This window comes from Thermaurantimonas sp., from assembly GCF_046299575.1.
In the GTDB taxonomy this organism is placed as follows: Bacteria; Bacteroidota; Bacteroidia; order Flavobacteriales; family Schleiferiaceae; genus Thermaurantimonas.
Genome location: NZ_JBKBHX010000002.1, coordinates 317,944 through 340,663, shown reverse-complemented (window position 1 = coordinate 340,663; position 22,720 = coordinate 317,944). Strand labels below are relative to the sequence as shown.

Below are 22,720 nucleotides of genomic sequence, written 5' to 3'. Positions count from 1 at the left end.
ATGAATTTTTAACAAATTTATCAAAAAATATTCCTCTCTTGGTAAACTTGTTTTGAACGAAACAATTAATCCCACTTAAATACTGTATATAAATCACTTACATAGTTTAATATTCCCTAAATGTGGGATTGGAAACTATTCTTTTTTGGGAATATGTTCTATTTTTAAAAACAAAAACAATATCTTGGCCTGCGCAAAATTTGTAGTTGAAACTATGCCAAAGAGGCCCAATGTCCGGCCCTGAAATTCCCTTTGACAATATGGTCGGGGGTTTTATAAGCCATGCTTCATCCCATAATTTATGCCGGATAAAGGCATGTAGCACAGATGTACCTCCCTCTACTTGCAGACTTTGGATATATTGTTCGTATAAGATTTTCATAAGGTCATGCAACCAACCCCACTCCGAATCCATTTTCAAGGCTATATCGTTCGATTGAGCATATTTTTTATCCACAATTCTGACCGCAGGAGTTTCTGATTGGAAGAGTTGTAAAGTATCAGGCAATTTGCGGTATCGGTCTATGACAAAACGCAGCGGATCGGGCCCCGCCACATACCGTGTAGTCAATGAAGGATTGTCGGCTGCCGCGGTAGCAGAGCCAATTAATATAGCCTGATTAGAAGCCCTAAGATGATGAGCAAGCCTAAGTGACTGTGCACTGCTGATCACAAAGGGCTCAGCCAAGTCTTTACTTTCCGGTGCAATAAATCCATCAGCGGATTCCGCCCATTTAAGGTGAATATATGGACGCTTATGTGTATGATACGTAAAGAAATGTCTGTTTAGTTCCCATCCAATGTCTTCCTCAATGCCGGAAATCACGTCCACCCCATTAGCCTGAAGCATTCGAATACCATTTCCTGAAACCAGAGGGTTTGGGTCGGTGTTGGAAATGACAACTTTGGGGATTTTTTTCTCTATGATCAGAAGCGAACACGGCGGTGTACGGCCGTAGTGTGAGCATGGCTCAAGATTGACGTAGAGGGTAGATTTGGATAACAGATTTTCATCTTTTACCGAACGAATGGCCATCACCTCGGCGTGAGGCTCACCAGGCTGACGATGCCAGCCTTCACCTATAATTCGCCCGTCCTTTACAATTACTGCCCCAACCATAGGATTGGGTCGAGCTGTATAAATGCCATGTAAGGCAAGTTGGAAACATCGATGCATGTAGATCGAATGCTCATCCATCAGGCTCGCGACATTTCTTTAAGTTTAGCCTCAAGCGATAGCATTTTATCGCGCAATTGGGCAGCAGTAATAAAATCAAGCGCTTTAGCCGCCTGCTCCATTTCTTTGCGGGTTTTATCAATCTGCTTGCGCAAGGATTCAGGCGACATCAGAAACTCAGCTTCGGGTTCAGCCACGGTAAAAACACTTTCTGATTCAGCAGCCTTAGATGAGCGAGAAGCAATAGGCAGGTGCGTATCAAATGACTTCTGCAGCACCTTAGGCGTGATACCGTGACGAGCGTTATATTCGCTTTGATAGGCCCTTCGTCGGTTGGTTTCGTCAATGGTGCGCTGCATGCTCTCTGTTATGGTGTCGGCATACATAATGGCCATGCCGTTGGGATGCCGAGCAGCGCGTCCAATGGTTTGGACCAGCGAGCGCTCATTGCGAAGGAACCCTTCTTTATCAGCATCTAATATGGCAACCAAAGAGACCTCTGGCAAATCAAGACCTTCACGCAAAAGGTTAACGCCTATGAGTACATCAAAAAGGCCCATTCGCAAGTCACGTAATATTTCAACCCGCTCGAGCGTATCTACATCGGAATGTATATACCGACACCGTATTCCATAGCGCGAAAAATATTTATATAATTCCTCGGCCATCCGCTTAGTCAGGGTAGTTACAAGTACACGCTCGTCTAATTCGACGCGTTTTTGAATTTCATCCATCAGATCGTCGATCTGATTGGCCGTTGGTCGAACCTCGATGATTGGATCGAGCATGCCTGTGGGGCGAATGAGTTGCTCCACGATCACACCGCCCGAGGCTTTTAATTCATATTCTCCCGGTGTAGCACTAACGAAGATGACTTGATTGATCAGCGATTCAAACTCCTCAAATCGCAAGGGACGGTTGTCAAGGGCAGCTGGTAGCCGAAATCCATATTCTACCAAAGTTTCCTTACGACTTCGGTCACCTCCGTACATGGCGCGCACTTGCGGCACCGTAACGTGACTTTCGTCTACGATCAACAGCCAATCTTTCGGGAAGTAATCGATCAAACAGAAAGGTCGTGTACCCGGAGCCCGGCCATCGAGGTAACGTGAGTAGTTCTCAATACCACTGCAGTAGCCCAGCTCTTTGATCATCTCTAGATCAAAGTTGGTGCGTTCCTCTAATCGTTTGGCTTCCAATGGCTTGCCTTGTCTTAAAAAGAAATCTATTTGTTTCACGAGGTCATCTTGTATTTGGCGAATGGCCTCTTGCAACCTGACTGGAGAGGTCATAAAAATATTGGCCGGATAAATGCGCACCCTTTCAAACTCCGATAGAATAGTTCCATCCACAGGATCAATCTCCTCGAGGAGTTCAATTTCATTACCCCAAAAGTGGATCCGAATGGCATAGTCGCTGTAAGCCGGAAAAATATCAACAACATCGCCTTTTACGCGAAATCTCCCTCTTCCAAATTCATGGGTTGTGCGGCTGTATAAAGAGCTGACAAAGAGATGCAAGAGTTTTGTGCGGGATATTGCTTGCCCCTTATGCAATTCAATAACCCCTTTGCTGAATTCTTCGGGATTTCCAATACCATACAGACAGCTCACCGACGCTACTACTAACACATCCCTTCGCCCGCTGAGCAAGGCTGAAGTGGTGCTTAGCCTCAGTTTTTCTATTTCTTCGTTAATCGATAAATCCTTTTCAATGTAGGTATTCGTTGTAGGAATATATGCTTCAGGTTGATAGTAATCGTAATATGATACGAAGTATTCCACCGCATTTTTAGGAAAGAATTGCTTGAACTCTCCAAAGAGTTGAGCCGCAAGGGTTTTATTATGGCTGAGCACTAAGGTCGGCCTCTGTACTTGCTCGATTACGTTGGCCATCGTAAAGGTTTTACCAGAGCCTGTGACGCCAAGTAAGGTCTGAGCCCTTTCGCCCCGCATTACACCTTCGACCAGTTGACGAATGGCCTCAGGTTGATCTCCTGTGGGCTTATATGGCGCCTCTAATTGAAAATTCATACGTCTCGACAGGTAAAAGTATGCAAAACTACGATTAAACTAAAGGTAAAAATGAGCTTAAACTTGTGTAAGTTGTCATTAAGTAAAAAACCAATTTTTCAAACACTCGCTACTTACACAAGGTTTTAAGTGAAATTGTTTTAAATCAAATTTTAAACATTTTTAGAAAGAATTTTAACGGTTTTCATAAGATTTGATTTCCACTTCACTAATTAACACGTTTATAAAAAAGCATTAATAGCGTATTTTGTGTCAAAGACTTGTCAAAATGAGTCAACAAAAAGAGTCATATTATCAAAAAAACAAAGAAAAGATTCTGTCGAAACTGAAAGAAAAATATCAAAACGACGAGAACTATCGCGAAAAAATTAAAGCTAAATACAGAGAATTATATCATACAAACGAAGAATACAGAGAAAAAGTTTTGAAACGCGCTAAAAAGCGCTATCATGAAGATGAAAATTATCGAAATATGACACTCGAAAGAGCAAAAAATAGAAGCAAAAAATCTTAAAATTCATCAAATAATTGTTCAATATCTTTCACCGAAATTTTATATAAAACCGGTTTATTTTTTCGATTTTTCTCATTTGAAATAAAAATAAATTTTTCACCTACAGCGATCGACTCAAATTGTTTCCACATTCCAAGGTCAATAGATTTTATTTTTTTTAATTCTTTTATGATCGTTAGAAATACTTTGTCATAACCTAACAAGAGAATTTTATCATCTTTTAATAGGTCTCCTCCAGCTATCCAATGTAACTCCATTAATCCCAACCCTGTAAAAAGCGAATCAGCTGGAAACAACCGATGATTTCCTCCTTTGATCGGTATTCGATATACATAAGCTTTACCATCAAAGGGTTCTGTACGATTTTTTGTAACCAAAGTGAGTGAATCGTTGTAATAAAAAAGAGCCTCAGCATCGAAATATCTTTTAGATTTTTCGGGTGGAAAATCTTGCTGATTGCTATAAAAAAAGCAAATGGTTTCTATGGGCTGAACAGAATCGGGAAACTGAATAAGGTCCCTCTTTGAAATTTTATATATGGATAAAGTTTCTCGTTTATTGGAATTATTGCCAATATCACCGATAAAAATATTTCCTTCAAGGTCTTCAGCTAGCTCTTCCCAATCGATATTTTCCGCTCCTTTTATCCAAATTTCTTTTAGAATTTCACACTTTGTATTTATTGCATAAAGTATTGGATCATTGCCACTATCATTAATAAGCCATAAAAGAGTATCGCCCCAGGCGACCATTCCGGAATTTTCGTTGAGCGCTTTGGGAAGTTTACACACAGGCTCTAACTCTACGCGCTGACTTAGACCTGAAAGTGCAGCTAAGGTTAGAAATATCTGAAGGAGCAAATTTTTAAATTGCAGAATGGGCATGTTGTTTCTTTTTAACAAACAATAAACTGCTGTCGCCGTAGCTAAGAAAACGATAATTATGCGCTAATGCATGGTCGTAAATCTTGCGCCACTCACCGCCGGTAACAGCTGAAACTAAGAGTAGCAAAGTGCTAGAAGGCTGGTGAAAGTTGGTGACCAATGCATCTACCGAACGGATTTCATAGCCTGGGGCTATGATTATATGGGTTTTTAATTTAATACCAGCATCGATTTTATGGCGATCAAAAACCTTTAGCAAATGTTCAATTGCTTGCTCAAACGTGATGTCTTTCGGGTGTGTAAAGCCACACCATTGATCGAGATCGTGTATGGAGAGATCGCCTTCAAGCATCGTGCGTATGCCAAGGTGATAGATACTTTCTAACGTTCGAAGACTTGTGGTACCTACGGCTATGCGCTGCTTACTTTGTAACAACGACTCCAAAAGTTCGCGGGTAATTTCGATGTACTCGCCGTGCATCTGGTGCTGGGCGATATACTCTGATTTGACCGGAGCAAATGTGCCTGCACCTACATGCAAGGTTAGAAAGTTTAGCGCTACATCTTTTTTCTTTAGCGACTCAAAAACACGCTCGGTGAAGTGGAGACCGGCGGTTGGCGCAGCCACTGAACCCTCTCTGCGAGCATAGATAGTCTGATATCGATTGCGGTCAATGGCCTCATCATCTCGCTTGATATAAGGAGGCAGAGGAACATGGCCTGCTAATTCGAGTATCTCAGCAAAGGTGATATCGGCACTCCACGTAAAGTGCACCAAAAACACATCGACTTGCCTGCCGACTTTTTCGGCGTGAAGCAAAATATCGCCAAGAGCGTGCGGGATGCGCATTGTCAGTTTCTGTTCCTTCCATCGTTTTGCACGGCCTACCATGCACTTCATCACAACGGAGTTTTTGCTGGTAAGTGCCGAAGAAAGCTCAAGCCCATCAGCCGGCTCCAAACAAAAAATTTCAATATGCTTTTTATCCGATTCATGTATTTTAAAAAACAATCTCGTAAATACCACCTTTGACTGGTTGAAGTACATGGCCGAACCACTAGGCAAAAATTCGCTGAGCTGGGTGAAAACAGTATCGGTAATTGAGCCATCTCTGTAAATGAGCAACTTAGATTGATCTCTTTCTTCGAGTGGATAAGCTGCTATGCGGTCGGCCGGCAGTTCATAGTCAAAATCAGAAATACGAATTTCAGGTAGTAAACTCATCCGTATACGCGTAAACTTGCAATCGCAAAAGTATGACCCGCCAGAAGACCATCATTGTATCGGCCACAAGCGATCTGGCCACTGACCAACGTGTACACAAAACCTGCTCAGAATTAATAAAAGCAGGATATCAGGTGATATGCATAGGACGGCGGCTGAAAAACAGTCCGGCCATCTCAAGAGATTACAAAACAGTGCGGTTCAAATTACCAGCCGAGCAGGGAATTTTCTTTTACGCAAGCTATCAGATTTGGCTATTCATATATCTGCTCACACACCGTGCTGACGGTCTGTGGGCAAATGATCTCGACACCCTGCTGCCAAACTGGCTCACTTCCAAACTCAAGGATATTCCACTGGCCTACGACAGCCATGAGTACTTCTGCGGCAGCCCCGAAGTACTATACAGACCCCTTCGCTATAAAGTCTGGAAGACGCTGGAAAATTTCTTACTTCCAAGGCTCTCAAAAATGCTGACAGTAAACGCCTCCATAGCCAAATTGTACAGAAAAGAGTACGGCATTGAGGTGACTTATGTGCGAAATATCAGCCTGATTCCTGAAACTGTTCCAAAAATTGACAGAGCTTCTCTGGGATATACGGACAGCGATTTTGTACTTATCTCACAAGGCCGCGGTCTAAATGTCGGCAGAGGACTGGAAGAGCTGCTCGATGCGTTTTCAATGCTTCCCGGTCACGTTAAACTTCTGATCATCGGGTCGGGAAATGCCCTCAATCAGATTCTGGAAAAAGTTCGATTGTTAAATTTAGACCATCGGGTGAAGTATCTTCCACCGATGTCATATGCCGATATGCTTGGATATACCAGAATAGCCAATGCAGGTGTCTCGCTGGATAAAACAGATGCACCAAATTACCTATACAGTTTGCCAAACAAAATATTTGATTTTATACACTGCCAGATTCCCATCATCGGAAGCCGCGCTGAAGAAGTCATGCAAATAATCGAGCATTACAACATCGGCGAGGTCATTGCAAGCCATGCTGCTGATGACATTGCAGCTGCAATTCTGAAAGTCATAAGCAATGGTAGAGACTTTTATCTCCCCGGATTAATAAAAGCTTCCGCTGTACTTCGCTGGGAAACCGAAGCAATCAAGCTGCGCAATTTCATATCAAATGTTTTTGAAAACTGACTTCCTACTGCATATGCAGTATTAAATGAAAGGTGATACACATAATTAATTTGTTGAAAATCTTTGGAAAAATGAATAATCAAATTTCATTTTTTACTGCTGTGATTTCCGTATTCTTTATGTTTAATACATGCATTTATGCCCAGACTGTCGTGGCGTATTACCCATTCAACGGAAACGCGGATAACCGTGTCAGTTCTTCAAGTGCAGGAACAGTAAAAGGAGCCATCCTGACTACTGACCGATTTGGCAATCCCAACAGTGCCTACTCTTTTAATGGGAAGTCGGATGTTATTCTGTTTTCTGATAATTCAGTTGTCAATTTTCAGGAACACGAAAGCTTTGCTATCTGTCTGTGGTTTAAAACCGCAGGTAAAAAAAAGTACATGTTTCCGCTTGCCACGGGGGTTCAAATTTTTAAGCCGGGTATCTTTACTGCAGTAAACTATGCCTTTGGTGGGAAAAAAGGATGTATAGCTTTCGGAATTGGTGGTACTAAATCAATGGATTCAAAAAATGCTGTACTCATTCGAACCAAGGAGTCAACCTTTAACGATGACCAATGGCATCATCTCGCCATCACTGTTGACAGGGCAGCAGAACGTATCCGGATTTATGTGGACGGTCAGATGCGTCAGCTGGTAAAAATTGCTGGAGGTGGCTTCCTGCAAAATCAGGATACAGAGCTCAACATTACTCAATTGGGCTTCGACCCTACACCAAGCCATCCGTTTATGATAGGGGCCAGTGAATCAAGTTTTGATCAATATTTTGAAGGCATTATCGATGATGTGGTTATTCTGAAGGGGGCAGTAAGTCCGCAGCAGGTGCGGGATTTGTATGAAAATACGTTCAAACTTCCCTGAACTATAGGAATCCCAATCTCCTCCTGAGCTTAGAAATCATCTGAGGCTGAAACTTTTCGAGTACCCTACATTGCTCAGCTATTCGCTGGCTTCGTATGGGATCGTCAAGGAGTTGAGTAGCAGCTGACTGCATAGCATCTAATGCTTTTTCTTCACTGATGTAGCCTTCCATAAACTCAGCCAAAGTGATGTACCAGCTCATAGTAGGCAGATAGTTTGGCTTCTGTCGGTATTGAGCTTCCAATTGCTTGATTTTATACTTGCTGACCACATATAACAAGCGTCCGAATTTTTCCTGCATTACCAGAGACCTGAAAAATCCCGCAAAAAACAAATGCCAACGGGTGGCCATAACTTCTTTGATTGCTGTATTTAGATAATTTTCGGCAAATTCTTCTGCCTGCTTGTATCTTTTTAGATCAATTAGAATGTGGATATATTGAGCAATAAAGCTAATTTTATTGTACATCTGTGTGGTGTGGCGCATCTCATCAAAGGCAGAGAGCATCAGCTTGTGTGCCTCTTGATAACGACCGGCACGCGACAGTACAGCACTCATGTTTGTAACATAAAACAAATAATCAGAGGTCTTTTGCTTGAGCGAAAGCCATCCAAATTTCAAAGCCTCATCGATCTGATTGAGCCTTGAGTGTAAAAGCAATCGATTTGCGTAGTAATTAGACAGTACACGTCTACCGGGATAGTGTGGAATTAAAAAGGCCTCCCTAAAGTAATCCATGTGCTCAAGCATTTTCTGATATTGGCCTTTGTTCAAGTAATAAAACCACAGCCGTACCGACGCCGAATAGCGATTGTGCCCATCGAGTCGGTTATCTTGTGAAATTTTGAGCAAGGTGTCGGCCATTGAGCTATCTGCTACTTCTTTCAGCTCATATTCTCCAATGATTTTTTCTGTAAGCTGTGGAAGGGTAGTTTCTACTTCTGTGTTAAGCTTGTAATTTGTTTCATACTCTTTAAGGTACTTCTCTACATCGGGTAACACCTTTTTTCTGAACCGTATAAGCAGAAAGTCCCTCAGTTTTTGAAACATTCGGTAGAATTCTCTGAAATAATACGTTTCAGGGTGAGCCTCATCAAGTAAGGCTAAGAGTTTACTCTCATCCGCTGGAGTAACATCGTCTTTTAAAATCTTTTGAGTAAAATGATGAATTACAACAATCTGATGATCGATATCGCTCAATTGTAATAATTGATCAATTTTTTTCTTAAGGAGGCTGTACTTTCGCTTATCTATTGTTGGGTCAAAAGAAAAGTAACCCTGTTGAAGTCCCTGCCGAGCCTGCAAAAGAATTTTTTGAACATCGGTATCTGCTGTTTTAATTTTTTGAGCTACATACTCTATCTCTTCTTGAGTTAGTGAAGAGATGTAAGTCGTGAAAATTTTGAGCTTCAGCTTCATTCAGTAGCTTCCGGATTGTTCTGTGCACGATTAGCGGCTGCTTCCAGCTCTTCGAGCACCGGCTGAATGGTTTGTGAAGGAAGATCGTTAATATCAATATACATAAAGCCATCCAGCGAATTATTGAACTTTGGATCCACATTAAAAGCTACGACCTTTGCATTTTGCTTGATGTATTTTTTCAAGAGCACAGGCACACGGGTATTCCCGGGTTCGAGGTCTTCGATGAACTTATCGAGCTTGTTAAGATCGTCTTTTGCCTTTGAAAGCACAAATTCCTTTTCCCGTTCGTCAATTTTTACTTTATAAGCTTTGCGTGGTTTGATAAATCTGGCGAGTTTTTTATCGAGATAATTGAGTTTGATAAATTCAATCATCAGCGTTTTTGAGAATTTGCTGTAGGAATTACTGATGCTTACACAGCCTGTGAGATAGCGATGACCGGGATTGCGCAGAATTATATGTACGATACCTTTCCACAGCAAAAAGAGCGGTAAAGGCTTAGCCTGGTACTCTTTAATAACAAATGCTCGCCCCATCTCTATACCTTGCGAAAAAAGGTGCTCAGCTTGTGGCTCGATTTTGAAAAGCGTTGGCACATAAAAACCTTTTAATCCAAACTTCGGATAAATGTTTTGACCTATGCCCAATCTGTATGCACCTACAAGTTGCTTTGCCTCACTGTCCCACAATATCAAATGTGTGTAATATTGATCAAACTCATCGAGATCGATCTCGGCATTGCTACCCTCCCCTACCTCGCGGAAGGTCACTTCTCGGAGCCGGCCAATCTCATGTAAGAGATAGGGACATTCATCTCCCAAAAATTCAAATACTTCGTAATTTTTTGTTTCAGTGAGTTTTTTGCCCTTAGAGCGCAGGTATTCGATCTCTTCCAGCACTTTTGAGAGGGGCGCAGGTGCCACGATGGGTTTTATTCCTTTTTTAACAAGAGGATTTACTGGCAGTTTAATAATTGATTTTTTAGGCGGCAGTGTGCTCGCAAGCATGTAGGTGCGAGTTCGCAAGAAAGAACTCAATGATTCGATATCAGGATACTCATCGATTTCAGCTGGCTGAATAGGCTTGCCGATGCGCACCATAATTGGCTTCTTCTTCTGAGTAAAAAGTTCGCTTGGCAACTTGGCTGTGCGCAGCATCGGATGGATGGAGGCCAATAGATAAAACCAAAGTGAATTCCGAGCCTTAAAGTATACCGGCACCACGGGAACCTTCATTTTCTTAATGAGTTTAATAGCTCCCTCTTCCCATTCTTTGTCTAAAATCTTTCCGGCATCGAAATGATAAGTACTGACCTCACCCGCCGGAAACATACCCAAAGGATGCCCGTTCTTCAGGTGATTTATTGCGTCTTTAATGCCTGGTACGCTGCTCTTGCCTACCACTTCGGCATCAAAGGGATTAACAGGCATGATAAAATCGCTTATCGGCTCAATTTTTTTGAGCAGGAAATTGGCAATTACCTTAAAATCAGGCCTAACAAGCGAAACAAGTTTAATCAGAATCACTCCATCAATTCCCCCTAAAGGATGATTGGCAATAACGATAAATGGACCTGTCTTCGGAAAACGGCTTAGTTCCTCCTGATAGTAGTCAAATTGAACATCAATCTCTTCAAACAAGCGGTCGATGAACTCAACTCCTTTGTGATCTGAAAGCTTTTCGTATATCTGATTGATGTCGTCGATTTTGAGTATTTTCATCATCAGGCCGGCCATTCGCTTCAGACCTATTTTGTCCAAATTGGTGGCCTTGGCAAAATCGTCCTTTTCTACCAGTTTCATGGGTGTGTTGAGTTCAGAAAGTTCAAAGATAAATATTTCACTGAACCAAGCCTTCAGCTAGCTTTTCGCGGGCAACTTTAAGAGCAGTTTCCAATCCATTCAGGTCAGAACCACCCGCCGTAGCAAAGTGCGGCTGACCACCGCCACCACCTCGTATGAAAGAGGCTACCTCCTTTACAATTGCACCGGCATTAATGCCCATTTTAAGTGCTTCATCTCCTACGGCTATAGCAATGCCTGGCTTGTCGGCAGTAACATATCCAAGAGCAAAGCATCCTTTGGGGAATCTCTGTTTAAGCCTGAAGGCTAAATCTTTTACTTGAGCCGCGTCTATTGGAACTCTTTCTGCCAATATGGGAGTATCTGATCGTTTTACTTCGTCTGAGAGTTTTTCAAATAGGAGCTCTACCTCCTGTCGCGCGTAGTTTTCTACTTTTTTCTGAAGGGTTTGACGATCTTCAATAACATTTTGAAGGGCAGATATGGGGTCTTTGGGATTTTTCAATAGGCCCTTTAAAGCTGTTAAAAGATCATTTTGCTCGCGAAACACTTTTAAAAACCCAAGTCCAGTAACAGCCTCAATACGACGTACACCAGCAGCTATAGCCGATTCTTGAGTAATTTTTAATAAACCGATAGCACCAGTTGATGCTACATGGGTTCCCCCGCACAGCTCTATTGAAGGTCCAAATTTGATGGCCCTAACACGTTCGCCGTATTTTTCGCCAAAGAGTGCGATGGCTCCCATCTCGAGAGCAGCTTCCATATCTATTTCCCTATATTCGTTGAGGGGAATGTTGTCTAAGATTAACTGATTTACAAGATTTTCTACCTTTACGAGCTCGTCGTCTGTCATTTTGGCAAAGTGGGAAAAATCAAATCGCAGATAGTCTGGAGCTACCAATGAACCCTTTTGCTCCACATGCGTTCCTAGTACTTGTCGTAGCGCGTAGTGCAGCAAGTGTGTAGCTGAGTGATTACGGGCAGTTGCTTTTCGCTTTTCAACGTTTACTATGGCCTTGACGGGAAGAGTGATGTCTTCTGGCAAGCTGTGCGTTAAGTGAAGAATAATGCCGTTTTCCTTTTTGGTATCGTACACTTCAATGCACTCATCGCCAAAAATGAGCATTCCCGTATCACCCACCTGTCCACCACCCTCGGGATAAAAGGGCGTATCTACCAGAGCAATTTGAAAAAAGGTCTTGTCTTTTGTTTCTACTTTTCTAAAACGAGCTACTTCTGTTTCAAGCTCAGTAGTGTCATAGCCTACAAAGCGATCACCACCGTTGCGTATTTCAACCCAATCGCCTGCCAGTAGCTCAGCTGCAGCGCGTGACCTTTCTTTCTGTCGCTGCATTTCGCGGTTAAAACCCTCTTGATCAGCACTGTACCCGCGTTCGCGTAGAATGAGTGTCGTAAGGTCAAGTGGAAAGCCATAAGTATCGTACAATTCGAAGAGCTTTTCACCATCTACTACTTTGCCCTGAGTGTTTCGTATAACTTCTTCCAAACGGTTCAATCCACTGTCAATGGTTTTGATAAAGGTTTGCTCTTCTTCGCGTATTACTCTGGCTACAAACTGAGCTGACTCTCTGATCTCAGGGAAGAAGTCGCCCATTTCGGCTGCCAGTACCTCAACCAAAGTGTAAATGAAGGGAGACTGTATATTTAAAGAAGAGTATGCGTAGCGAATAGCTCTGCGAAGGATTCTGCGTATGACGTATCCGGCCCCGGTATTAGACGGCAATTGACCGTCAGCTATGGCAAAGGCTACTGCCCGCACGTGGTCAGCAATCACGCGCATAGCAATGTCGGTATTCTCATTGCTTTTATAAGCTATGCCTGTGTGTTGTTCGATTTTTTTAATGAGAGGTTGAAAAATGTCAGTGTCGTAATTCGAAGTTTTCCCCTGCAAAGCCATTGTAAGACGCTCGAAACCCATACCCGTATCTACATGCCGGGCAGGTAGTTTTTCCAGTGAACCGTTGGCCTTGCGATTAAACTCCATAAATACGAGGTTCCATATCTCAATCACTTGCGGGTGACCGGCATTCACGAGCTCTTTACCATCTTTTATTTCGCGCTCATCATCGGGTCGCAAGTCAATGTGTATCTCGCTACATGGACCGCAAGGCCCGGTATCGCCCATTTCCCAGAAGTTATCTCTTTTGCTGCCCGAAAGAATACGATCTTTTGAAATGTGTGCGCTCCAGTACTCAGCCGCTTCATGGTCAAAGGCTAAGCCTTCGGCCTCATCGCCCCCAAATACGGTGACATATAGCCGATCTTTTGGCAGTTTATAGACATCCGTCAATAATTCCCACGCCCATTCGATCGCCTCCTTTTTAAAGTAGTCGCCAAACGACCAATTGCCAAGCATTTCGAACATAGTGTGGTGATACGTGTCAATGCCTACTTCCTCCAGGTCGTTGTGCTTGCCACTTACGCGCAAGCATTTTTGCGAGTTTGCGATACGGGGATATTTTACCGGCGCATTACCGAGAAAGAGGTCTTTAAACTGATTCATACCAGCATTAGTAAACATGAGCGTAGGATCATTTTTTATAACAAGCGGGGCTGAGGGTACTATTTTATGACCTTTGGATTCAAAAAATTGAAGAAAAAGTGAACGTATCTCTTTAGATGTAAGCATATTCGTACTAATTAAGAAAAATGAGTTGCTAAATCAATCTCGCAGATTTCAGACCGGCAAAAATATGCCCTAGGCTTACTGTGATTTGGTATTTTTGCGAGAAATAAGATCCGGTTTCTAACATTTGACTCTTTGGCCAAGAAGCACAAATACATTTACGATCCCGTAACCCTATCGTATAAGCGGCTGGAGCCCTCCATATGGAAGCAGGTAGGTAATGTGCTGCTTTTTCTACTTTCATCCGGCCTCTTTGCCTTTTTATTCTTGTTTTTCTCAAAGTCATTTCTCGTAACTCCACGCGAAAAGGAACTGATGCGCGAAATAGACTATTTGACCTTGAACTACGAACTGCTGAAAAACAAGCTCAATACACTCGAACAAGCTCTGCTCGACCTTGAAAATCGAGACGACAACATCTACCGCGTAATCTTCGAAGCTGAACCCATACCTGCCAATCTTCGCCGAAGCTCGCTGGCCGGTATCAATCGGTATAAAAATTTAGACGGCTACGCTACATCGGAGCTGGTCAAAGAAACTACACAACGCCTCGACAAACTTAGAAAGCAAGCCTACATTCAAAGCAGATCATACGACGAAGTTTTAGATTTAATCAAAAACAAAAACAAACTCTTAGCTTCCATTCCAGCCATCCAACCCATAGCCAACAAAAACCTTACAGCCGTGGCATCAGGTTTTGGCATGCGCATACATCCCATTTACAAAGTACTTAAAATGCACACGGGTATTGACTTTACCGCTCCTGTAGGTACTCCCATTTACGCCACAGGCGACGGCGTAGTCATTCAAGACAACGGAATCGGCGGCTCAGGCTATGGACTTTACGTAATCATTTCTCACGGCTTTGGCTATCATACACTTTATGCTCACATGTCAAAAGCTATTGTAAAACCGGGACAGAAAGTAAAAAGAGGCGATATCATCGGATATGTAGGCAATACAGGGTCATCTACCGGTCCACATCTGCACTACGAAGTGATCAAAAACGGCATTAAAGTCGATCCAATAAACTACTTTTTTAACGACCTCACACCAGAAGAATTTGATTTGATGCTGCGACTGGCCCGACAGGAAAATCAATCCTTTGACTAATGGATGAAAAAGTGCTGAAATACAAACGTTATTTCACAATGGGAGAAGTAACTGAGATGCTTAATGTAAATGCTTCTCTAATACGATTTTGGCACAAAGAGTTTAGCGAATTTTTACATCCAAAAACCAATAAAAAAGGCAATAGACTTTTTACTCCTAAAGACGTAGAAACCCTCCAAAAAATTTATCACCTGGTTAGAGAAAAAGGGTACACCTTAGAAGGAGCCAAGAAAGAACTTTACAACAATAAATCAGATAAATCTTCAAACGATAATATCTTTCAATTATCTAAAGAGGAAATTCGCGAGAAACTACTAAAAATACGCAGCGAATTACTGCATTTAAAAGACATCTTATAACCTTGAAAAACATGAATCAGGCAAACAAAGCAGAGTATTTCAACGTAGCACTGGCTACCGGAATAGTCTTATTTGGCTTTGACTTAGAAAATCTTAAAATCATGCTCACCCGTAAAAAAGATGACCCCTATAAAGGAGCCTGGGTCATTCCGAGCCGATATGTAAAAGCTGATGAAAGTTTGGAAGAAAACATAAAAATTTTGCTCTTACAGACCATCGAACATGAAGATGTGTACCTAGAGCAGCTAAACGCCTTTGCGAAAGTGTACAGGAATCCGATAGGGCGTGTAGTAAATATTCCTTTTTATGGATTAATGCAACTCACCGAAAAAGAACAAAAAAACGCAGAAAAAAACGGTTGTAAGTGGATAAATTACCACGATATTCCTCCAATGGCTTTTGATCACAATGAGATCATTGATTATGCGAAAGAACGATTAAAAAGGCGCGTGAAAAGACGACCTGTAGGTTTTAATTCTCTACCAAAAGAGTTTACACTTACACAACTTCAAACACTCTACGAGCAGGCCCTCAATAAAACATTTGACAAGCGAAATTTTCGAAAAAAAATATTCAATAGCCAATTACTCGTGGATACAGGAAAAACCATTATTACTCCCCAAGGAAAAGAAAGTAAACTATACAAATTTGACGAAGAAAAATATGAGAAAATGTCGCTGAAAGGATACGACTTTTTATTCTGATAGCAGTTAATCAGCTTTGTTGAGAGTAAAGGAAAATGCACTGCCAATTCCCTCTGCAGAACGAACGTTGATTGACTGCCTGTGAGACTCTATTATGTGTTTCACAATCGCAAGACCCAATCCGCTGCCGCCAGCATCTCTCGATCTGCTTTTATCAACCCGATAGAAGCGCTCAAAAATTCTTGGTAAATCTTCTTGCGGAATACCAACCCCATCATCTGAAATTTCTGTCATTATTTGATCAGGTAATTCATAAAATGCAACCTCGACAAGACCCCCATCAGGCTTTGAATATTTAATAGCGTTGATAATAAGATTAACTAACAGCTGCTCAATACGTTTTTGATCTGCTTTTACAAGTATTGGTCTATCGTAGTTTTTCTTAAATTTTAATTTTACATTTCGAGCTTTCGCCTTATCGGCAAGTTGGTCAAAAACATCCCTTACAAGTTCGTGTAGATCAAACTTTGAAATTTTTAATTTTAATACACCACTTTCGAGTTGGGCAATCAAATCAAGGTCATTCACAATATTGATCATTCGATCAATGGATTTATTGGTGCGTTTTAAATACTTTTCACATAGATCAGGATCGTTCATTGCGCCATCAAGCAGTGTCAAAATATAGCCTTGAATATTAAATATTGGCGTTTTTAATTCATGACTAATGTTTCCTAAATATTCCCTCCGATATTTTTCACGCTCCTTAAGAATTTCGATTTGATTTACTTTATCTTCAGCCCAATCGAAAACTGCCACCTGTGCACTTTTTAGAGAAACATTTTTAGCTACTTCTTCTTCAGTTTTCTCAAGACTTTTTAACTGATTTATGGCCTTAAAAATCAACAGTACTTTCCTATAAACAAAAAAACGAATAAGCACATAAAAAATGAGATAAAAAAAGATAATGCTACCCACCAAGTATGTAAAAAGTGAAAGGGCTGGATAAGTGAGGCTCTTATCGTAAAAATAAAGAATTGACAAAAAAGAAACGACTGACGCTATGACTGATAATAAAAAACTCAAACGATTGGGATCGTCTAAGTTCAACCTATCAAGTAGATCGTCTAATTGCTGCAATCAGTATGAATTTTTATCCGAATATTCAAATTTATATCCTACACCCTTTATTGTTGAAATGATTTCATCTCCAAGCTTTTCACGCAATTTACGCACATGTACATCGATGGTGCGTCCTCCTACTACAACATCGCTACCCCAAACCATATCGAGTATTTCTTCGCGTGTAAATACTTTATTTGGTTTCGAAGCTAGGAGTGAAAGCAGCTCGAATTCTTTACGTGGAAGTACTACTTTTTTATTGTTTTTTAAAACTTCATATTTTTCGATATCAATGCGCAAATCGCCGAAAACAAGACTTTTTTCTTGGTTTTCTTCTCTTGCAATTCTGCGTAAAAGTGCTTTAATACGACTAACAAATACTTTTGGTTTGATAGGTTTTGTGATGTAATCATCGGCACCCGCCTCGAAGCCAGCAATTTGAGAATAATCTTCGCTGCGTGCAGTGAGAAAGGCGATGATTACATTTGAAAGTTCAGGAATGTTTCGAATTTTATCACATGTTTCCATGCCATCCATTCCGGGCATCATCACATCGAGCACTATTAAATCCGGCTTTTCAGCCTTTGCAAGTTTTATCGCTTCTTCGCCATTATTTGCTGTAATGACGATATAGCCTTCCCGTTTCAGATTATAGCTCAATATCTCTAAAATATCGGGCTCGTCATCTACAACGAGGATTTTGTATTTAATTTCGCTCACAGACATATGTTTTTTTAATTAATTCAAACTGTCCGATTTCTTAGTTTCGAAGAATTTTTTTTCATACAATTCCTGACGTTCATTTTCAAATTCAATCAATGGACTTTCTCTCTTTGATACCCAGATACGTTTTTCGGTATCAAAATACGTTTCTTCGTCAGGAAATTCAATAATAAAGACGTTGTCAGGTGTATTTTTTGTATAATATTTATCGAGTTTTTTACCATTTACCATATCGATAAATACCTGTCTGGATACCTTTATCAAATCATCGTATGGCATTTTCCATGTTCTATACACTTCTTCGTAATAAGTAATGTTTCCTTCTAAGTCTTTTTTCAATTTACCACCTATTCCCACGTACTTTTCGTGAAGACTTGGCGCTATTCGACTGATTTGAAAATAAATAAAACCATCTTCTGATGGATAGTAAAAATCAATTTTATGACGCCGAGCTAATTGAATGTAATATTCATCAAAAGATGGGTCGAATTTTATGCGGTGAGTGGCTTTAGGAGGTAGTTTACCGGCATAGCGAATAATAGAATATTTAAAGACGGAATCTTCGTAGGAGTTTAGATGATTGTCAGGTGTAAAATCAAAGGAAGATGTACTGCATGAAACAAACTTAAAAATGATTATTACGAATAGAATTTTCGATAGTGTTTTTAAACTCATGTGTTTTAGTAAACTTATTAGCTTTTTTAAAAAAAAGCCGGGACTTCTGTCCCGGCTAATGTACATTTAAATATTAATATTTTTTATCAATAGGGTTGAATTCAGCCCAGCCGGCTGTCCAGTCAGTTGTACCAAATGCACCGCGGAAGGTCACATTCTTATCGAAGAAGTTTGTACGAGTAGCTTCGTTGAACTTAGCATTGCTGAAAGAAGCACCTGTCAAGAGAGGCTTACCAGTAGCAATTGTGAATGTAGCACCAGAGTACTGGTTTGGAAGACGGTTACCGAAGAATACGTTCGGATTCAGACCCCAGTGATTATGAGTAGAGTCAGAGATAACGTTAAAGGTTTGGTTGTTAGCTTCCCAGTTAGTACGCACTGAATCAGCACTCATTCCAGTGCCAGCGAAGTATCTGTTGGCATTACCCGGAGCAATCAGGATATTATTAGCCAATACACCTGTACCATTCTGATAGTTGGTAAGTACTGAAGGTTGGTTGTAACGAAGACCTCTCGGGAAGCCGGTAAAAACTGAGTTAAATATTGAAAGAGCCGTACGGCGACGGGCGTCGATGCAGTGCTGGAAGTTGGCGTTGCTGATTGATGAACCTGATTTGATAGGGCCAACAATTGTAATGTTGCTCAATACACCATTAGTGTATGGTTGTACATCGTTATCATTGGGTCCATTATCAGTTTCAATACCGTTTGAACCAGACTGGTCAGCATAGCCAGGATAGCGAACGGCAATACCAAACTGAACGTTACCGGACCAACCAAAATCGATGTCGAAGTCGTCATCCCACATAGCGAATGAGATGAGGTACTTACCATTATTTGTACCACCGAACCATTCGAAACCATCGTCGCCACCAAAAGATACCATGCAGTACTCCATGATGGTACCACTACCAACTCCACCCATAGTGATAGAGTTAGTTTCGTTGTTGGGTGAAAGCTCGATACCAGCAAATTCTACACGTACATAGCGGAGCTCACCTGATGATTCTGTGTTGTTGGCAGTTTTAGCTGAGTTGTTGTTAGCAGGGTTAGCACCGAAATATACTGGAGGATCGATACCTTCGATAGTGGGATCCACTTGGTTACAAGCAGCATTACCGAGGATTACAAGACCACCCCAGTCACCGCGGTCGCGAAGACCTTCTTCTACTCCTGAAGTAAATACAATAGGCTTAGTAGCTGTACCAAGTGCTATTATTCTTCCCCCGCGATCGATGATGAGGGTACCTCTTGTTCTGCGGTCACCGAATATCACTGTACCTGGCTCTATAGTCAGTGTTTGGCCATTTCTCACAAATACCTGACCCTTCAGCAAATACTTTTTGTCAGCTGTGAGGGTGCGGGTTGTAAGGTCACCTGTCAACTCCACTAGTGTGGGTTGGTTGTTGTTGTTATTGTTATTGTCATCATCTTTCTTCGAACAAGATGAGATGACAAGGGCAGCAGAAAACATTAAAGCTGCTTTTAGGGAGTTTCTCATTGTTGTTGGGTTTAGGTTTAAGTTACTTTTCAATATTTTATCGCAGGTCATAAGTGAATTGAAGGTTTATCAAAGTACCTCGACGAAAGCTGAAGATGTTTCGATCTAATGCGTCATACGGTGATCCATTGCGATCGGTATCTTGATAAAATCTGTATTTGAAGTTTAGGAGATCTTGAATCCCGAACTTAATTTGAGACTTGTTAAAAGATTTTGAAAGAGTTAAATCTATACTGTGTCTTGGAAGCTCGTAAATATCAGGGAAGTTTACATCGCCAATAGCGAAAAGTCTTTCACCGAAGATGTTGTATGCAAGGGAGATGATTTCTTTTCGCTTTTCATTGGTATAAGCTGTAATAGCATTAAAGATGTATGGTGACTGACCTTGAAGCGGACGAACACGGGTCTGTGCAGAAGCCTGAACACCTAAATCAACTACTGAATAAATGTAAGAGGCGTTAATGTTAAAGCTCAATCGCTCTAGAATAGGATTTACTACAACATTTTTAAGACTCTTTCTGAATTCAAGCTCCAAGCCATAGTTTCGGGCATAGTCAGCATTAATGAAGGTAAACTGTGGTAATTCAGATGTTACAATGTTTCGTTGCTCTATAGGATTATCAAAATATTTGTAAAACGCTGCAAGGCTAATCACTTCGCCCAGTCGGGGATAGTATTCGTAACGGAAGTCGAGGTTATCGATTACTGCATTGGTCAATGAAGGTTCACCCACCTTATTGGCATCGAGTTTATAATCGTAAAATAGGAAAGGAGCTAATTCACGGAATTCAGGTCTGTTAACAGTACGTGAATATGCGATGCGAAGCTGTGTTTTTTCGTTCAAATAATAGCTTATGTTGAGCATTGGCAAGAAATTGCCAAACGGATTATTTACACGCACCGGAACTAATCCTTGATAACCGTCGAGGCGCTGAATATTGTACTCATATCTAAATCCATAATCAAAGTTAAAGCGTCGATATTCGGAATTTACACCGAGGTAGGCAGCTGTTAGCAGATTACTTGCGTCGTATGAGTCAACAGGGCGCGTACCCTCTCTCAAAACAAATCCATTAACAGGATTTACATTTTCATTAGAGAAAATTTCATCAAGTGGCAAACGCTCGAGTTCTGCTTTTCGATCTGAGGGTACGGAACCTGGAATTAAATATGAGAAGTATCTAGATTCAAAAGTTCTAACTTTTATATCAGAAAAAACACCAGCTTTTAGCACCTGGAAGAACCCTGGCTTATTCCACTTGTACACATAGTTAAGAGCTTGTGATGATGAGACCTCATTCAAAGTGCCGTAGTATCTAGAGGCATCAAATAGATTTGAAGATGGCGGAGTAATCATTACATATTTTCCATCAGATGAGTTATTTGGGAGAAAGGTTCTAAAACGCCTTAAATCGGGCTCTGATTCATTGAGAAAGTTAAAGCCAACGGTGAAATTAAGAGATTGGTGGTCGTCCATGTGATAGTTTAGTTCACCTTGTGTAATGTAAATAGAGCGACTGCGATATCCGAGCAGATAATGTCTGCGCATGCCAATGTCCTGTATATAATCTTCACCTACCCGAATGTTGGTCTCGTTTTCGCCAATTTGATTAAAGAGATTACTCCATTGAATCTTGAATTTTGAACCTCTAAGCCAGGAGAAATTTGACATTAGAGAAATTCTGTTGTTCTTTTCATAAATGTTGTCGATAAATTCAAATCGAGGTAAAACCTCGTTTGGGCGGGTGGTATCGTATTCTAGAAAGCGATTGAAACTTCTTGTGGCATGAACGTAAGATTGTGATATCGAGAATGCTGTAATATTTGAAAATTGATTTTTTCCGTAATTCACAACGCGTCCAAGAGTATAGCCTATACTGAAATCTGGCAAAGCTGTGTATTCTTGAGTTGTAAAATTATTTGGAAGCATATGAGCAAACCTTGCACGCTCGGGTGATAAAGTGGGAAGGCTTTCAAAGCGGTCGGTAGACGGGAAGTCGGAAGGCAACCTGCGATAGGTGTCAAATCCTAATAAATCGGTTGAAGAACCTTTAGTCCTGTAAAATGGCTGAAAAGTTGTTTGCGTGCGATAACCTATACCATACTGAATCTGATCAAAATTCGATTCTACGGTGTTGTTGGTAAACAGTTTAATGATGCCTCCTGCCATATCGGCTGGCAATTCCGGAGTGGCTGATTTAAAAATGAGCATTCGGTCAAGCGCTCCACTTGGAATCAGATCAAAAGAGAAAGTTCTGCGATCTACCTCGGTACTCGGTGCAAGGGTGTTATTGATAATTACGTTGTTATAACGCTCGTTCAGTCCGCGAACCATTACAAATCTGCCGTCTACAATCGTAATACCGGGAATTCGCTGCATTACCTGGGCGGCATTGTTATCTTGTGAAATAGCTATTTGCTGCTTTGATATACCTGAAACCACTTGTTTGGCCTCTTTCACTTCAAGAATTACGGCGCTCTGAGTATTTGTTACCTTAGTAGATACTACCTGGACATCGTTTAGCAGCTGGGTGGATTCTTCGATTTGAAAATTTTGTGTGTAAACTCTGCCTCCAACTACTTCAATGGCTGCACTCTGTTGGTTATATCCTACGTATGAGCAAACCAAAGTATGCTTACCCGCAGGTACTTTAAATTCATAGAAACCATCAATATCAGTGGAAACACCGATTGAGGTACCCTTGAGAATAATATTTACACCTACTAAACTTTCCTTGGTTTGCTTGTCAATTACTCTTCCTCTGATTGTGGCGTTTTGTGCGCTTATGAAAGGTATTAATAGAATAGTTAAAATGGTGGAATAAAAGATTTTCCTCATGCGTTTTTTACTG

General features: G+C 41.1%; 18 protein-coding genes. 6 read left to right on the top strand and 12 right to left on the bottom strand.

The features are described from left to right. Positions 1-106: 106 nt before the first annotated feature. Complete coding sequence (gene ribD, locus ACK4EX_RS03985; protein ID WP_409769941.1) at positions 107-1,198, bottom strand: bifunctional diaminohydroxyphosphoribosylaminopyrimidine deaminase/5-amino-6-(5-phosphoribosylamino)uracil reductase RibD; 1,092 nt, start codon at positions 1,196-1,198, stop codon at positions 107-109. Beyond that, complete coding sequence (gene uvrB, locus ACK4EX_RS03980) at positions 1,198-3,210, bottom strand: excinuclease ABC subunit UvrB (protein ID WP_409769940.1); 2,013 nt, start codon at positions 3,208-3,210, stop codon at positions 1,198-1,200. Before uvrB ends, ribD begins: the two co-directional genes overlap by 1 nt. Before the next feature lie 268 nt (positions 3,211-3,478). On the opposite strand from uvrB, the gene ACK4EX_RS03975 reads away from it, so the two are divergent. Continuing rightward, positions 3,479-3,724: a hypothetical protein gene (locus tag ACK4EX_RS03975; protein WP_409769938.1), complete on the top strand. Its 246-nt coding sequence runs from the start codon at positions 3,479-3,481 to the stop codon at positions 3,722-3,724. Here ACK4EX_RS03975 and ACK4EX_RS03970 read toward each other — a convergent pair. After that, positions 3,721-4,515, bottom strand: a complete 795-nt coding sequence (locus ACK4EX_RS03970; RefSeq protein WP_409769935.1) for a hypothetical protein — start codon at positions 4,513-4,515, stop codon at positions 3,721-3,723. The genes ACK4EX_RS03975 and ACK4EX_RS03970 overlap by 4 nt on opposite strands. Before the next feature lie 73 nt (positions 4,516-4,588). Further along, positions 4,589-5,833, bottom strand: coding sequence for an S-adenosylmethionine:tRNA ribosyltransferase-isomerase (locus tag ACK4EX_RS03965; protein ID WP_409769933.1), 1,245 nt, complete (start codon positions 5,831-5,833; stop codon positions 4,589-4,591). A gap of 32 nt (positions 5,834-5,865) precedes the next feature. On the opposite strand from ACK4EX_RS03965, the gene ACK4EX_RS03960 reads away from it, so the two are divergent. Together ACK4EX_RS03960 and ACK4EX_RS03955 are read left to right on the top strand one after the other, a co-directional pair. Further along, positions 5,866-6,990 (top strand): glycosyltransferase, encoded by a 1,125-nt coding sequence (locus tag ACK4EX_RS03960; protein WP_409769931.1) that lies wholly within the window; start codon positions 5,866-5,868, stop codon positions 6,988-6,990. 71 nt (positions 6,991-7,061) lie between these two features. Beyond that, positions 7,062-7,856 (top strand): LamG domain-containing protein, encoded by a 795-nt coding sequence (locus ACK4EX_RS03955; protein WP_409769929.1) that lies wholly within the window; start codon positions 7,062-7,064, stop codon positions 7,854-7,856. A gap of 1 nt (position 7,857) precedes the next feature. Here ACK4EX_RS03955 and ACK4EX_RS03950 read toward each other — a convergent pair whose 3' ends face one another. The 3 genes from ACK4EX_RS03950 to alaS are packed head-to-tail and all read right to left on the bottom strand — an operon-like array spanning position 7,858 to position 13,734. Beyond that, positions 7,858-9,276, bottom strand: a complete 1,419-nt coding sequence (locus ACK4EX_RS03950) for a hypothetical protein (protein WP_409769928.1) — start codon at positions 9,274-9,276, stop codon at positions 7,858-7,860. After that, positions 9,273-11,081, bottom strand: a complete 1,809-nt coding sequence (locus ACK4EX_RS03945) for a lysophospholipid acyltransferase family protein (protein WP_409769926.1) — start codon at positions 11,079-11,081, stop codon at positions 9,273-9,275. The genes ACK4EX_RS03950 and ACK4EX_RS03945 overlap by 4 nt, the downstream gene beginning before the upstream one ends. Before the next feature lie 37 nt (positions 11,082-11,118). Beyond that, positions 11,119-13,734 carry an alanine--tRNA ligase gene (gene alaS, locus ACK4EX_RS03940; protein WP_409769923.1) on the bottom strand — a complete coding sequence of 872 codons (2,616 nt, stop codon included), beginning with the start codon at positions 13,732-13,734 and terminating at the stop codon, positions 11,119-11,121. A gap of 132 nt (positions 13,735-13,866) precedes the next feature. Between alaS and ACK4EX_RS03935 the strand changes: the two genes are divergently transcribed. The 3 genes from ACK4EX_RS03935 to ACK4EX_RS03925 are packed head-to-tail and all read left to right on the top strand — an operon-like array spanning position 13,867 to position 15,907. Then, positions 13,867-14,844 (top strand): M23 family metallopeptidase, encoded by a 978-nt coding sequence (locus tag ACK4EX_RS03935; protein WP_409769921.1) that lies wholly within the window; start codon positions 13,867-13,869, stop codon positions 14,842-14,844. After that, complete coding sequence (locus tag ACK4EX_RS03930) at positions 14,844-15,203, top strand: MerR family transcriptional regulator (protein WP_409769919.1); 360 nt, start codon at positions 14,844-14,846, stop codon at positions 15,201-15,203. The genes ACK4EX_RS03935 and ACK4EX_RS03930 overlap by 1 nt, the downstream gene beginning before the upstream one ends. Positions 15,204-15,214: 11 nt before the next feature. After that, on the top strand, positions 15,215-15,907 hold the full coding sequence (locus tag ACK4EX_RS03925; protein WP_409769917.1) for an NUDIX hydrolase: 693 nt from the start codon (positions 15,215-15,217) through the stop codon (positions 15,905-15,907). 6 nt (positions 15,908-15,913) lie between these two features. On the opposite strand, the gene ACK4EX_RS03920 is transcribed toward ACK4EX_RS03925, so the two are convergent. The 5 genes from ACK4EX_RS03920 to ACK4EX_RS03900 all read right to left on the bottom strand — a co-directional run bounded on the left by ACK4EX_RS03920 (position 15,914) and on the right by ACK4EX_RS03900 (position 22,707). Then, a complete protein-coding gene (locus ACK4EX_RS03920) occupies positions 15,914-16,987 on the bottom strand; it encodes a sensor histidine kinase (protein WP_409769916.1) in 1,074 nt (357 codons plus the stop codon). Further along, positions 16,988-17,695, bottom strand: coding sequence for a response regulator transcription factor (locus ACK4EX_RS03915; protein ID WP_409769914.1), 708 nt, complete (start codon positions 17,693-17,695; stop codon positions 16,988-16,990). A gap of 12 nt (positions 17,696-17,707) precedes the next feature. Continuing rightward, the gene (locus ACK4EX_RS03910; protein WP_409769912.1) at positions 17,708-18,367 is read right to left on the bottom strand and encodes a hypothetical protein; all 660 of its coding nucleotides are present in this window, start codon (positions 18,365-18,367) and stop codon (positions 17,708-17,710) included. A 73-nt stretch (positions 18,368-18,440) separates the two neighbouring features. Beyond that, complete coding sequence (locus tag ACK4EX_RS03905) at positions 18,441-19,868, bottom strand: hypothetical protein (RefSeq protein WP_409769910.1); 1,428 nt, start codon at positions 19,866-19,868, stop codon at positions 18,441-18,443. Between the two features lie 37 nt (positions 19,869-19,905). Then, positions 19,906-22,707: a TonB-dependent receptor domain-containing protein gene (locus ACK4EX_RS03900; protein WP_409769908.1), complete on the bottom strand. Its 2,802-nt coding sequence runs from the start codon at positions 22,705-22,707 to the stop codon at positions 19,906-19,908. Positions 22,708-22,720 lie beyond the last annotated feature (13 nt).

Bases quoted from the DNA above. Each gene is read 5' to 3' on its own strand.
- ribD (WP_409769941.1), bottom strand. From the start codon at position 1,198: ATGGATGAGCATTCGATCTACATGCATCGATGTTTCCAACTTGCCTTA.
- uvrB (WP_409769940.1), bottom strand. From the start codon at position 3,210: ATGAATTTTCAATTAGAGGCGCCATATAAGCCCACAGGAGATCAACCT.
- ACK4EX_RS03975 (WP_409769938.1), top strand. From the start codon at position 3,479: ATGAGTCAACAAAAAGAGTCATATTATCAAAAAAACAAAGAAAAGATT.
- ACK4EX_RS03965 (WP_409769933.1), bottom strand. From the start codon at position 5,833: ATGAGTTTACTACCTGAAATTCGTATTTCTGATTTTGACTATGAACTG.
- ACK4EX_RS03960 (WP_409769931.1), top strand. From the start codon at position 5,866: ATGACCCGCCAGAAGACCATCATTGTATCGGCCACAAGCGATCTGGCC.
- ACK4EX_RS03955 (WP_409769929.1), top strand. From the start codon at position 7,062: ATGAATAATCAAATTTCATTTTTTACTGCTGTGATTTCCGTATTCTTT.
- ACK4EX_RS03950 (WP_409769928.1), bottom strand. From the start codon at position 9,276: ATGAAGCTGAAGCTCAAAATTTTCACGACTTACATCTCTTCACTAACT.
- ACK4EX_RS03945 (WP_409769926.1), bottom strand. From the start codon at position 11,081: ATGAAACTGGTAGAAAAGGACGATTTTGCCAAGGCCACCAATTTGGAC.
- alaS (WP_409769923.1), bottom strand. From the start codon at position 13,734: ATGCTTACATCTAAAGAGATACGTTCACTTTTTCTTCAATTTTTTGAA.
- ACK4EX_RS03930 (WP_409769919.1), top strand. From the start codon at position 14,844: ATGGATGAAAAAGTGCTGAAATACAAACGTTATTTCACAATGGGAGAA.
- ACK4EX_RS03925 (WP_409769917.1), top strand. From the start codon at position 15,215: ATGAATCAGGCAAACAAAGCAGAGTATTTCAACGTAGCACTGGCTACC.
- ACK4EX_RS03915 (WP_409769914.1), bottom strand. From the start codon at position 17,695: ATGTCTGTGAGCGAAATTAAATACAAAATCCTCGTTGTAGATGACGAG.
- ACK4EX_RS03910 (WP_409769912.1), bottom strand. From the start codon at position 18,367: ATGAGTTTAAAAACACTATCGAAAATTCTATTCGTAATAATCATTTTT.
- ACK4EX_RS03905 (WP_409769910.1), bottom strand. From the start codon at position 19,868: ATGAGAAACTCCCTAAAAGCAGCTTTAATGTTTTCTGCTGCCCTTGTC.
- ACK4EX_RS03900 (WP_409769908.1), bottom strand. From the start codon at position 22,707: ATGAGGAAAATCTTTTATTCCACCATTTTAACTATTCTATTAATACCT.